Source organism: Dyadobacter sp. CY327, from assembly GCF_021390415.1.
Classification (GTDB): Bacteria; Bacteroidota; Bacteroidia; order Cytophagales; family Spirosomataceae; genus Dyadobacter; species Dyadobacter chenhuakuii.
In genome coordinates this window covers 2013689-2026169 of the sequence record NZ_JAJUXJ010000001.1, presented here as the reverse complement: position 1 = coordinate 2026169, position 12481 = coordinate 2013689, and the positions used below count along the sequence as shown (strand labels likewise).

The following is a 12481-nucleotide window of genomic DNA, read 5'->3' as shown; positions in this document are numbered from 1 at the left end:
CGATAGCATTTGGCTACTACTGATTTCTGCCCCAGGTCTCAGGAGCTACGCGCCATGCGCTCAGACTTTCCAGTTGAGAGCTGTCAATGTAATTATGTTCCAATGCGGTTTCTATCAATGCATTGTAGTTGCTCACTGTGCTGAGCTTTACATTTTTCTCTCTGAAATTATTTTCTGCAACCGCGAAGCCATAAGTAAAAATCGCGACCATTCCAGCCACTTCAATCTCCGCTTCCCGCAACACATCAACCACTTTCAAAGAGCTTCCGCCGGTTGAGATCAGGTCTTCAATGATAATCACCGACTGACCTTTTTCCAGTCTACCCTCGATCTGATTGCCCATGCCGTGCTTCTTAGGCTCAGGACGAACATATGCAAAAGGCAATTCCAGCAAGTCTGCTACTAATGCTCCCTGGGCAATGCCGCCCGTTGCTACACCTACAACTGCCTGCACATCAGGATATTCCTTTTTAATCAATGCCGCTAAGGTCTTTTTGATAAAAGTCCGCGTGTCAGGATAAGATAACGCCACACGGTTATCGCAGTAAATGGGAGACAGCCAGCCCGAACTCCATTGGAACGGCTTGTCGGGACTTAGTTTTATTGCTTTGGCTTCAAGCAGCAATTCAGCGATTCTTTTGGTAATATCCTGTTGGTTTAGCATTGCTAGTCTTCGGATTCTTCGTTTGTACTATGATTGATTACTAATAATTTATCGATCCGGCTCCGGTCCATATCAATCACTTCAAACTCGAAGTGCTTCCATTTGAACTTCTCGCCGGTGGTAGGAATATTTTCAAGAATGTGCAGCACAAAACCGCCCAATGTGTTGAATCCAACAAACTCCCGGCGCTCAGCTTCCTGAATGTTGAGATTGAAATACTGGATAAAATCATCGAATGGCAATTGCGCATCGATAAGGAAGCTGCCATCTTCCCTCCGGACCACTTCGGATGCTTCTTCAATATCCTCTGAAATATCACCAACGAGCGCATCCATGATGTCGTGCATGGTTAAGACTCCTAAAAGACCGCCATACTCGTCCACAATGATACCAAAATAGACACGCTGCTCTTTAAATTTGGCTAGGGCCTGATACGCGCGGTTGCTTTCGGGCAGGTAAACAGGGTCTTTTACAACCGCATTCATATTGGCAAGCTGCGCTTCTATATCCGTTGCAATGAGGTCTTTCACATAAACCAAACCCACCACATCATCCACAGCGCCGCGGCAAACTGGATAAATCGAATGTCTTGCATCGAAAATCTTGGCTTTATTTTCCTCAACAGAATCTTCCAGGTCCAGCCAAACGATCTCCTGGCGATTGGTCATGAGTGACGTCACTTTCCTGTCTCCCAACTGGAACACATTGTGAACGATCTCCTGCTCAATTTCTTCAAAGACACCGCCCGAAGTCCCTTCCTGTATCAAACTTTTAATTTCCTCTTCTGTGACCGAATTTTCACTTTGTTTGATATTTAAAATCTTGATAATGAAGTCACTGGAAAAGCCTAGCAATGCGATAAAGGGCGCCGTGGCCTTCGAAAGCAGGTTCATAGGCATGGCCATGAACTTCGAAATGGATTCGGGATTAGCCATTCCTATTCTTTTAGGAACCAGCTCACCGAGGACTAATGATAAATATGTAATAAATACAAGCACTGATCCAACAGCCAGAGAATGGGCATATGGCATCAGAAACGGGATGGTAGCAATGTATTTTTCAAAATCACTCGTAATGTTGTCACCGCTGTACATACCCGTCAAAAGACCGATAAGCGTGATGCCGATTTGCACGGTGGACAGAAAACGAGTGGGTGAATTGGCGAGATGAAGGGCTGCTTTCGCACTGGAATCTCCATTTTTTGCAGCGGCTTCGAGACGTGATTTCCGGGATGAAACGAGTGCAATCTCAGACATGGAAAAGACACCATTGAGCAGCACAAGCAGTAGAATTATCAGGAGTTCCAAGAACTGTATATTTGATACAAGCACAAATTTATCAATAATAATCACTGTCTAAACTAAACTCTTTACTTAATTTTGGCATCGATTCACGTACCATTTGAAAAATGATCATTTTTTTTGACGACCGTCCTTTGCGAATTGTACGGAACAATCAGCTTTCTGCAACGGAAACTTCCGCCTTCGATCACATTGTAGACCTGAGACTTGATAAGCTGCAAAAAAAGATGTTAACCGGCCACGTGCTCTTCCTGAACACCACTGCCGCCTCTGCCATGCAGCTCATTGAACTCCTGGACAAAGCTGTCCCGGCAGACATGTTATCAGTCACGATGGCGACGCGGGAAAGGTCGGAAGTAGAAGAGAAAATTAAAGGCAGTTACAAAGTTATCAAGGCCGCGGGAGGTGTTGTGGTAAAGGAGGGAAAGTGGCTTTTCATGTTCCGCCGTAAAAAGTGGGACCTGCCCAAAGGCAAGCTGGACAAAGGTGAAAATTCCAGAACGGCTGCTATCAGAGAGATTGAAGAAGAAACCGGCGTAAGAGCATCAGTTAAGGACAAAATCTGCACCACATGGCACACTTACAGCCTCAATAACAACCGGATTTTAAAGCGGACGAAATGGTATCTTTTTGACTGCATTGATGACGCCAACATGCAGCCGCAGGCGGAAGAGCAGATTGAAAAACTAGGCTGGTATACGCAGAGCGAAGCTAAATCGATTCTTATAAATTCTTACAGCTCAATTCGTTACGTAATTGAAAGCTTGAATAAAACCCACGACATTAAAGAATAATAATATCGCAAGACTATACTTTTAATAAACTCAGCCTTAATGGTTGAGTTTATTTAGTTCAGAAAGGGAATAAGGGAGAAAATCATCCACACGCTGCCCGTACCGGTGCAAATCGCGGATAATGCTTGAACTGATCGGCGCCAGCATGGGCGAAGTGATCAGAAATACCGTTTCAATTTCTTCGTAAAGATATCGGTTGACCTGCGAGATGCCATTTTCGTACTCGAAATCGGTCGTATTGCGCAAGCCTCTCAGCAGAAATGTGGCTCCCAGTTCACGGGCTGTATGCGCAGTAAGGTCATCATAAGTAACAACCTTCACATTAGTTTGATCCGAAAAAGTCTTTTCGATCATTTCCTTCATCACATCGAGCGGGAAATAGCGCTTCTTGGTTGCGTTGTTCCCAATGCCAATGACCACTTCATCAAAAAGCCGTAATCCGCGTAAAACAATGTCTTCGTGCCCTTTTGTGAATGGATCAAACGATCCCGGAAATAGTGCTATACGCTTCATAAGAGCAGTATTTACAATTAAGATGATACGAGGTAGGTATTGAAAAGGCCAAAATAACGATGTCCCGGAACGTCCGCACATTGTCTGTTGTATTTCAGCGTTGTGGGTCCGTTGCCAATCTGCAAATTGGGAAAAAATCTTGAAAGCTCGGTGTAAGCGTCGGAAGAAGATGCGATTTCACCGTAGCAAAGCACTTTCATCTCCTCGGGAAGGAAATTAAGCTGGCTTAGTGTGAACAGAATGATGTAGGCCAGTTCCTGCGTTTTGGAAAAGCGGAACCGGTTGCAAAGTATCAGTTGCTGGCTTTCGGTAATGACCAGCGTGAAATAATCTTTTTCAAAATAAACGGAAACCATCCTCAGCTGCTGATGTTCCAGATGGCTTACGAGTGCGCCAATGATCAGCGGGCTGGTCAAATGGTAGAATGTGATCTGCGACGACCCAAAATGGTTGATCATCCAGTCGTACCAAATCTGCGGAACGCTGAAGACATTGTGTGCGCAGATAAGCGGAAGATCGTGATAGAGCACTTTTTCATCCTTAGGAACCGGGTTACCCAATGCAAATGCGAGATAATCGGCCGCAGCATCCTGCTCAAAAATCAGATTGGGAATTAAGCTGAATGCGTGTGAATTAATTGAAATCCTGACATATTTCCAGCTATGCGATGACCAGAGCAAATGTCCGGTAAAAACCTTTTTGAGCCTTTCAAAGATCTCCGTAGGGTTTAAAACGGTTTCAAAGCTGTAATCTTCCAGCCAGATACATTCCATGTTTTCATCGCGGACAATGCAAAACCGGATGCGCCTTTCATCCACCTCAATGCACAATGTGCACAATGGAATACTGGACGCGTCGAATGAGTTATCGCCTACAAGCAGCGTAGGAATAATTTCAATGACCTGGTTTTCAGAATTTGCCACAATAAAGGGGTAAAGTTAAAATCTATATTAATGTTTCAGGTTGAGCCAAAAACTTGTCCAACCTGAGCAACTCTTCCAATGATCGCACTCTGCTGAAAATGCTGTGAGATGCATCTGAGGGAAAAGATTTGATTTCATCGAGCCGTAAAAATTTGACTTCCTCAATGATCTGGTTTGCCGCTGAAATTTCCGGATCAGCGCCTTTATCCATCTTGCCTTGCACTGCTTTTATCTCAAAAAAAAGCTCAATAGCGTGAAGTGGAGGCCGTACATGCTCGTTGACAAACAGTAAATCCCCGATTTCAGCATCCAGACCGGTTTCTTCTTTGATCTCCCGTTTCAAGGCCGCCCCGGCAGTTTCCCCGAAAAGAATCCCTCCGCCCGGCGGGCTCCAAAAAGACTTCCCTTCGCCATACAATGAATGATTTACCAAAAGAATCTGGTTCTGAACAATGTATATGCCACTCACGCGGACACGCACATTACCCCCATATAGATTCTTTACTTCATCATTCAAAGTCTGCACCAGCGCTCACTTTTTTGGAGCGGCAAAGATAACCAACCTGGGATAATTGACAAGATATAATATAAGGATCAGGAATAAGGACTTCCTGAGATGTAGCTTTCGAGCGTATTGATGTGCTCCTTTTGTTCGTAGATAATAGCGGAAACAATGTCATTGATGGAGATGATTCCGACGAGCTTTCCATCCTGATTAACAGGCAGATGTCGGATATGTTTATCAGACATGATCTGCATACACTCCTCAATTTTCTGGTCCGTTTCAACCGTGATTACTTTGCTGGTCATTACTTCCCGGATGCGCGTGTCCCGCGAACTCTTTCCCTGCAGAATAACTTTTCTGGCATAATCCCTTTCAGAAAAGATCCCGATCAATTCATTATCTTCAAGAACCAAAACTGCACCGATGTTCTTAGCGGCCATGAGTTCCAGAGCTTCAAACACCGTATTGTCCTGCGTTACCGACCAAAGCGCATTGACAGGCTTGTTGCCCATTACATGTTGTACTAGCATAGATGATTGAGGTTTTGGAGTGTAATTGATAAACTTTGGAAGTCTAATATATGCAATTACGCCTTTAAAATACAATAAATTCTAAGTATATTTTTGTAACTGAGGCACACTTTGATTTTAGTAATCCTTGCCTTAGCTTCGGCATTATGGAAACAGATAAGATTTTACCTTCCCAACTTTTACGCAGGCGTTTTCCTTTCAAACCCACCGAAGGCCAGCTTCGTTTTTTCGAGCAGACCAATGATTTTCTCGTCGAAGAAAAAGGCCTGGAACGTTACCGCGACTGCTTTTTGCTGAAAGGTTATGCGGGAACAGGAAAGACAACCATCATCAGCACATTGATTAAAGTGTTGAAGAACTTTGGCTATAAATCCATTTTGCTCGCCCCGACCGGCCGTGCTGCAAAAGTAATGTCAGGCTATTCCGAAAAGGTCGCGTTAACGATCCATAAGAAAATATACAAGCAAACCGCCGACTCGTTTTCGGGCAACCTGACATTCCAGCGGCAGAAAAATTACCATGATAATACGCTCTTTATTGTCGATGAAGCTTCCATGATCACCGATGATGCCGATTTCGGCAACAAAAGTTTGCTCGCCGATTTGATCGAATTCGTTTTCGAAAACCCCGGAAACAAGCTCATGCTGGTTGGCGACGTGGCGCAGCTCCCACCCGTTGGTAAGGAACTGAGCCCAGCCCTGGACGGCGATTATCTGGAAAAGACATTCTATATGTCTGTGTTTCAGGAAGAATTAAGGGAAGTAATGCGGCAGGATGAAGAATCCGGAATATTGTTCAACGCAACTTCATTAAGGAACCAGTTGGTCGCAGAAAAACCCGAAATTCAGATCACCACACGCTCCTACCGAGATGTTTTCAAGATGACCGGTGAAAAATTGGAAGAAGGGCTTCGCTACGCTTACGACAAATACGGCCAGGAAAATTCCATCATTCTGACGCGTTCCAACAAATCCGCAGTACAATACAATGAATACATCCGGCGCACTATTAACTTTTCCGAAGAAGAACTCGATGCCGGTGACCGGCTGATGGTGGTTCGCAACAATTACAACATTCTCGACGAGGATTCACCCGCAGGCTTCATCGCCAACGGAGATTTTGTTGAATTATTAAAGATCCGAAAAACGCAGGAAATGCACGGTTTCCGCTTCGCAGACGTAACATTACGCCTGACCGATTACGAAAAGCAACCGGAATTCGACGCCAAAATCTTCCTCGACACATTGCATTCCGCCTCCCCTTCCCTATCCGCCGAGGATAACAAGAAGCTGTACGAAAGCGTCCAGAAGGACTATTTTGATATTGCTTCCAAGAAAGAAAGAATGGAAGCATTGCGGAAAGATCCTTTTCTAAATGCATTGCAAGTAAAATTCGCATATGCATTAACCTGCCACAAAGCGCAGGGCGGCCAATGGAGTTCCGTTTTTATTGATCAGGGCTATTTACCCGAGGAACAAATCAATATAGAATTTATCCGATGGCTCTACACGGCCATTACAAGGGCAACCGACGAGGTTTTTCTAATTAATTTCCACCAGCACTTTTTCAAATAAAAATGCTAAAAGCATCAAAATGCCGGAGGCATGACATATCGGTAGCAAAAACGATTTCGAATACAATGTAATGCCGGCAGGCATGTAACGACATGCATAATGCTTGCTGTTGCATCCCTCCGGGATTGGCAATTTGCATCAACATTGTTCATTCTACCAATATTGCGTCGCTCTGCGACTTTCATGGCAAAAATACATCACCACAAAATGTAAAAAAATGCCGGAGGCATGACATATCGGTAGCAAAAACAATTTCGAATACAGTGTAATGCCGGCAGGCATGTAACGACATGCATAATGCTTGCCGTCGCATCCCTCCGGGATTGGCAATTTGCATTGACATTGTTCATTCTACCAATATTGCGTCGCTCTGCGACTTACTACTTCGCTTCGGCGCGGTTGCTACTTGGCAGCGGCGCGTTGCAGACGGTCGTTGATCGCAAGGCCTAAGCCTTCTGAAGGGACACGTTCTGCCCGGATCTGCTCCACAGGCAATGTATCCAACTCCCTCAGAAATGCAAACAAGTTATGCGCAGCTTCCTTCATATCACCACTTTTACTTAAAATACGCTGATATTTCAGATCAATGTCTTCCAGATATTTGTCAAAAACCAGATAACCTGTCAGCTCATCATCTCCTGCCGGAAATATTCCTCTCTCATACAAATAAAGCGGTTTCCTGGGCGCGTAGTGGCTTTTCAACATTCCCGGCGCTTTGGGATTCGATGAAGAATGTGGCATAAGCTTTATTTTTCCAACGATCTCTTCAATCTCCTCCACGGCTAAACCGCCCAACCTGTAAACCACCGGTTCGTCATTTTCAAAACCCACAATGGTCGATTCGATACCCACCTCACTTTCACCTCCATCCAAGATATAAGCTATCTTTTCTCCCAATTGCGCATTTACATGGCCAGCATTCGTAGGGCTAATGTAACCGAACGGGTTAGCACTGGGCGCAGCAAGTGGAAATGGTAGTTCCTTCAAAAGTTCAAGCAGCAAAGGATGATCAGGAACGCGCACGGCAACATTATCCAGTCCGGACGTTACCAGATCAGGAATGATCTGTTTTTTGGGAAGCAATAAAGTCAGCGGACCGGGCCAGAAATGCACGGCGAGCTGCAATGCTTTTTCCGGAAAATCGGAAACGTATTGCTGCACTTTTTCTAGTGAATCCGTGTGAATGATCAGCGGATCGAAGGCCGGCCGGTTTTTCACCTCGAAAATAGACAGCACCGCACTGTCGTTCAAGGCATTACCAGCCAATCCATAAACAGTTTCGGTAGGAATAGCCACCAATTCCCCTTTCATGAGGAATTCTTTTGCAACTTCAATATCGTTTCCGGTAATCGCCAAAGTGGATGCTGTTTTTCAAAATGCAAAAGTACGGCGATGATTGTTAAGAGCAAATGTTGGGGCGAGTCATTTAGATTGTTTTTAAATAACCTTTAAAATTGAGATTGCAGACTACTGGTATATAATCCGTGTTTATATTTATTGATTAAATAGCATTTCTAAACTACCCTTTTTACTATGTTTCAAATCAAAGAACAACCTGCTGTTTTTGACGTCTGTATCATTGGCTCAGGAGCGGGAGGTGGAATGGCAGCACTTCAACTTGCCCAACAGGGAGCCAAAGTGGCGCTTTTGGAGGCAGGTGGATATTTCGATCCTGCTGATCCTAAATATATTACGCAGCTCAAATGGCCATATGAATCGCCACGCCGCGGTGCTTCCAACCACCGTCCGTTCGGGGATTTCGATGCTGCCTGGGGAGGCTGGGAACTGGAAGGGGAACCTTACACAAGAAAGAACGGAACACAATTCGACTGGTTCAGATCGCGGATGCTGGGCGGCCGTACCAATCACTGGGGCCGTATTTCGCTGCGTTTCGGACCAAAAGATTTTAAAAGAAAAAGCATAGACGGACTTGGCGACGACTGGCCGATCGGTTACGACGACGTAAAGCCTTACTATGATAAAGTTGATAAGCTGATCGGGGTTTTCGGAACGGTTGAGAACATGGACAATGAGCCGGATGGTATCTTCCTTCCTCCTCCAAAGCCACGTTTGCACGAGCTTTTCATTAAGCAGGCTGGTAAGAAGGCCAACATTCCGGTTATCCCGTCCCGGCTTTCGATCTTAACTAAACCGATTAACGATCAGCGTGGGGTTTGCTTCTATTGCAGTCAGTGCTCCCGCGCTTGCCAGGCATATGCGGATTTTTCTTCATCATCTGTGCTTTGTATCCCTGCTGTAAAAACGGGCAATGTTACATTGATCAACAATGCAATGGCACGCGAAGTGCTTACCGATCCGGTTACAGGGCTTGCAACAGGCGTTTCTTATGTTGACAGTCAAAAACTTACTGAGCATACCATCAAGGCAAAAGTTGTTGTTCTTGCTGCAAGTGCAGGGGAATCTGCAAGGCTGCTATTGAACTCAAAATCGGACAGACACCCGAACGGACTAGCAAATTCAAGCGGCGTGGTAGGAAGATATCTGCATGATTCAACGGGTGCTTCACGCGGCGCGTTCCTTCCGCACTTAATGGACAGAAAGCGTTATAACGAGGATGGTGTAGGCGGAATGCACGTGTACACGCCTTGGTGGCTGGACAACAAAAAACTGGATTTCCCAAGAGGTTACCACATTGAATACGGCGGTGGAATGGGCATGCCTAGCTACGGATTCGGTGCTGGAATTGAAAATATGAACGGAAAATATCCGACAGCAGCAGGTGTTACCAAGCCAGCAGGTGGATATGGTTCGTCGTTGAAAGAGGATTACCGTCGCTTCTACGGAGCATATGTAGGAATGGCCGGTCGTGGCGAAGCGGTTCCCAATTTTGATAACTACTGCGAAATTGACCCGAATGTGGTTGATAAGTTTGGTATTCCGGTGCTCCGTTTCCACTACAAATGGACGGATTACGAGATCAAACAAGCAAAACACATGCATGACACTTTCGAAGAGATCATTCATGCATTGGGTGGCGTTGCGAGTGGAACCAAGCCTGGCGCAGACACCAATTACGGCATTGCAGCTCCGGGTCGTATCATTCACGAAGTAGGAACGGTGCGTATGGGTAATGATCCCAAAACTTCTGCGTTGAACAAGTTCTCACAAGCGCACGACGCGAAAAACGTGTTTGTGGTAGATGGTGGTTCTTTTGTATCCCAAGCGGATAAAAACCCAACCTGGACCATTCTGGCGCTTTCTATGAGAGCTTCGGAGTATATCACGGAGCAGGTTAAACAGAAAAATATCTAACATTGGAACACAGTTTCAAATCATAACTATGAAACGTCGAGATACATTAAAAGCATTAACGCTCAGTTCCTTGGGGATAACTGCATTAAGCCCGCAGGTTGCCCTCGCTGAACAAAGAGAACTTGATATCCAAACGCCCCCGGAAACCCCGCTTAAAATTCCGGGTGGACGCACAAAGGAAGAAGCGATCAGGGACGCCAAATTAATGAAGGAAAAATTCCTTACAGTGGCAGAACTGGCAACCATCAAAGTGCTGGTAGACATTATCATCCCGGCTGATGATAAATCGGGCAGCGCGTCACAAGCGGGCGTACCGGATTTTATCGAATTCATTGCCAAGGATATGCCTCAAAACCAGGTTCCTTTGCGTGGTGGTCTGAAATGGCTTGAATTGGAATCTAACAAAAGATTCAAAAAAGGCTTCACATTATTGACCAAAGCGCAGCAATTGCAGATTGTGGACGACATCGCATATCCTGAAAAAGCGAAACCAATGCACAGCCAAGGTGTTGCCTTCTTCAATCTGATGCGTAATTTAACTGCATCCGGTTACTATACATCTAAAATTGGCATTGCTGACCTGGGTTATATGGGTAACACGCCAAATGTGTGGGAAGGTGTTCCTGCGGATGTTTTGAAGCAATATGGTTTGAGCTACGAATAGCATTTGGTTTTATAGCAAAAGGCCCGATTACTTCTCAGTGACCGGGCCTTTTCATTTATAGTAACTTTGCCTATTAGTAAAGCTTCTGACGCTGCTGCTTCACAGTTTCGTCTTTCAGGAATTCGTCGTAAGACATTAGTTTATCTAAAATTCCTTTCGGCCCGATTTCAATGATCCGGTTCGCGATAGTATGAACGAACTGGTGGTCATGGGAATAAAACAAAAGACAACCGGAGAAATCGATCAGGCCATTGTTCAATGCCGTAATGGATTCAAGGTCAAGGTGGTTGGTAGGATCATCCAAAACCAATGCATTAGCGCCTGAAAGCATGGTTCTGGAAAGCATACAACGCACTTTTTCACCTCCCGAGAGCACTTTCGCTTTCTTTAAAGATTCTTCACCCGAGAAAAGCATTCTTCCCAAAAATCCGCGGATAAAACTTTCGTCCTTCTCCTCAGAATATTGACGCAACCAGTCAACCAGATTCAGATCTACGTCAAAAAACGAAGTCGGATCTTTTGTGAAATATGACTTGGTAATGGTAACGCCCCAGGTGTAAGTTCCTTTGTCCGCCTTCTGTTCTTCATTGATAATATCAAAGAAAGAGCTGATTGCCATCACGTTGCGGCTCACGAACGCTATTTTGTCCCCTTTATTTACATTGAAACTAACATTTTCAAACAGCTTTGTGCCGTCATCAGCCGTTTTTGACAGGCCTTCCACACGCAAAAGCTGATCGCCAACTTCCCTTTCAGATTTGAAAGCGATATATGGGTATTTACGTGAAGACGGCTTAATGTCATCAATCGTAAGCTTATCCAGCAGTTTGGCTCGGGAAGTCGCTTGCTTGGATTTCGAAGCATTGGCACTGAATCTCCTAATAAAATCTTCCAATTCCTTGCGCTTATCCTCGGATTTCTTGTTCTGGTCCTGACGCTGCTTCAAAGCAAGCTGGCTGGACTCGTACCAGAAAGAATAGTTACCGGAGAACATTTGTACTTTACTGAAATCAATGTCGACCACATGCGTACAAACCTCATCCAGGAAGTGCCTGTCGTGGGAAACAACGATCACGGTGTTTTTGAAATCGGCAAGGAAGTTTTCCAGCCAGAGCACTGTTTCAACATCAAGGTTGTTGGTAGGCTCATCAAGAAGCAGCACGTCCGGATTTCCAAAAAGTGCCTGTGCAAGTAAAACCCGCACTTTATCATTGGCATTCAGATCGCCCATTGTGGCAGAATGCTGCTCTTCCGTAAGGCCTAGTCCGCTCAATAATTGCGCAGCTTCGGTTTCGGCTTCCCAACCATTCAAGTCAGCGAATTCTGCTTCCAGATCGGCTGCTTTTTCACCATCGGCGTCTGTAAATTCTTCTTTTTCATAAATCGCCTCGCGCTCCTTCATGATCTTGTAAAGGCGCTCATGGCCCAGGATCACCGTATCCATCACAGTATATGCATCGAATTCGAACTGATCCTGTTTCAGGAAAGTCATCCTTTCCCCGGGGTTCATGCTTACATTGCCTGTCTGCGGTTCTATTTCGCCAGAAAGGATCTTCAAGAATGTAGATTTCCCAGCGCCATTCGCTCCGATCACACCATAACAATTGCCGGGAACAAACTTTATATTTACCTCATCGAATAATACCCTTTTGCCGTATCGCAATGATACGTTCTGAACCGTAATCATTTTAAAATAATTTTTATGAATGAAAGCGCAAAACTACGAAATTCAGAACGAAT

General features: G+C 45.0%; 12 protein-coding genes. 4 read left to right on the top strand and 8 right to left on the bottom strand.

Annotated elements, in window-relative coordinates:
* Nucleotides 1-16: 16 nt before the first annotated feature.
* Together pyrE and LZG74_RS08495 are read right to left on the bottom strand one after the other, a co-directional pair.
* Nucleotides 17-664 (bottom strand): orotate phosphoribosyltransferase, encoded by a 648-nt coding sequence (gene pyrE / locus LZG74_RS08500; protein ID WP_233796121.1) that lies wholly within the window; start codon nt 662-664, stop codon nt 17-19.
* A gap of 2 nt (nt 665-666) precedes the next feature.
* Complete coding sequence (locus tag LZG74_RS08495) at nt 667-1971, bottom strand: hemolysin family protein (protein WP_255699045.1); 1305 nt, start codon at nt 1969-1971, stop codon at nt 667-669.
* Nucleotides 1972-2072: 101 nt separating this feature from the next.
* On the opposite strand from LZG74_RS08495, the gene LZG74_RS08490 reads away from it, so the two are divergent.
* A complete protein-coding gene (locus tag LZG74_RS08490) occupies nt 2073-2759 on the top strand; it encodes an NUDIX hydrolase (RefSeq protein WP_233796120.1) in 687 nt (228 codons plus the stop codon).
* 36 nt (nt 2760-2795) lie between these two features.
* Here the strand turns inward: LZG74_RS08490 and coaD are convergent, their stop codons facing one another.
* From coaD to LZG74_RS08470, 4 genes are all read right to left on the bottom strand, one after another.
* Complete coding sequence (coaD, locus tag LZG74_RS08485) at nt 2796-3272, bottom strand: pantetheine-phosphate adenylyltransferase (RefSeq protein WP_233796119.1); 477 nt, start codon at nt 3270-3272, stop codon at nt 2796-2798.
* A gap of 17 nt (nt 3273-3289) precedes the next feature.
* On the bottom strand, nt 3290-4195 hold the full coding sequence (locus LZG74_RS08480) for a DUF3822 family protein (protein ID WP_233796118.1): 906 nt from the start codon (nt 4193-4195) through the stop codon (nt 3290-3292).
* A gap of 22 nt (nt 4196-4217) precedes the next feature.
* On the bottom strand, nt 4218-4721 hold the full coding sequence (locus tag LZG74_RS08475; RefSeq protein WP_233796117.1) for an NUDIX domain-containing protein: 504 nt from the start codon (nt 4719-4721) through the stop codon (nt 4218-4220).
* A 68-nt stretch (nt 4722-4789) separates the two neighbouring features.
* A complete protein-coding gene (locus LZG74_RS08470) occupies nt 4790-5230 on the bottom strand; it encodes a CBS domain-containing protein (RefSeq protein WP_026630290.1) in 441 nt (146 codons plus the stop codon).
* A 146-nt stretch (nt 5231-5376) separates the two neighbouring features.
* On the opposite strand from LZG74_RS08470, the gene LZG74_RS08465 reads away from it, so the two are divergent.
* Nucleotides 5377-6804, top strand: a complete 1428-nt coding sequence (locus tag LZG74_RS08465; protein WP_233796116.1) for an ATP-dependent RecD-like DNA helicase — start codon at nt 5377-5379, stop codon at nt 6802-6804.
* A gap of 402 nt (nt 6805-7206) precedes the next feature.
* Here the strand turns inward: LZG74_RS08465 and LZG74_RS08460 are convergent, their stop codons facing one another.
* Nucleotides 7207-8160, bottom strand: coding sequence for an L-threonylcarbamoyladenylate synthase (locus LZG74_RS08460; RefSeq protein WP_233796115.1), 954 nt, complete (start codon nt 8158-8160; stop codon nt 7207-7209).
* Between the two features lie 177 nt (nt 8161-8337).
* Between LZG74_RS08460 and LZG74_RS08455 the strand changes: the two genes are divergently transcribed.
* Nucleotides 8338-10077 (top strand): GMC family oxidoreductase, encoded by a 1740-nt coding sequence (locus LZG74_RS08455; RefSeq protein WP_026630293.1) that lies wholly within the window; start codon nt 8338-8340, stop codon nt 10075-10077.
* Between the two features lie 28 nt (nt 10078-10105).
* The gene (locus LZG74_RS08450; RefSeq protein ID WP_233796114.1) at nt 10106-10741 is read left to right on the top strand and encodes a gluconate 2-dehydrogenase subunit 3 family protein; all 636 of its coding nucleotides are present in this window, start codon (nt 10106-10108) and stop codon (nt 10739-10741) included.
* A 73-nt stretch (nt 10742-10814) separates the two neighbouring features.
* On the opposite strand, the gene LZG74_RS08445 is transcribed toward LZG74_RS08450, so the two are convergent.
* The gene (locus LZG74_RS08445; RefSeq protein WP_233796113.1) at nt 10815-12428 is read right to left on the bottom strand and encodes an ABC-F family ATP-binding cassette domain-containing protein; all 1614 of its coding nucleotides are present in this window, start codon (nt 12426-12428) and stop codon (nt 10815-10817) included.
* Between the last annotated feature and the right edge of the window lie 53 nt (nt 12429-12481).

Bases quoted from the DNA above. Each gene is read 5' to 3' on its own strand.
- pyrE (WP_233796121.1), bottom strand. From the start codon at position 664: ATGCTAAACCAACAGGATATTACCAAAAGAATCGCTGAATTGCTGCTT.
- LZG74_RS08490 (WP_233796120.1), top strand. From the start codon at position 2,073: ATGATCATTTTTTTTGACGACCGTCCTTTGCGAATTGTACGGAACAAT.
- LZG74_RS08470 (WP_026630290.1), bottom strand. From the start codon at position 5,230: ATGCTAGTACAACATGTAATGGGCAACAAGCCTGTCAATGCGCTTTGG.
- LZG74_RS08455 (WP_026630293.1), top strand. From the start codon at position 8,338: ATGTTTCAAATCAAAGAACAACCTGCTGTTTTTGACGTCTGTATCATT.
- LZG74_RS08450 (WP_233796114.1), top strand. From the start codon at position 10,106: ATGAAACGTCGAGATACATTAAAAGCATTAACGCTCAGTTCCTTGGGG.
- coaD (WP_233796119.1), bottom strand. From the start codon at position 3,272: ATGAAGCGTATAGCACTATTTCCGGGATCGTTTGATCCATTCACAAAA.
- LZG74_RS08445 (WP_233796113.1), bottom strand. From the start codon at position 12,428: ATGATTACGGTTCAGAACGTATCATTGCGATACGGCAAAAGGGTATTA.
- LZG74_RS08465 (WP_233796116.1), top strand. From the start codon at position 5,377: ATGGAAACAGATAAGATTTTACCTTCCCAACTTTTACGCAGGCGTTTT.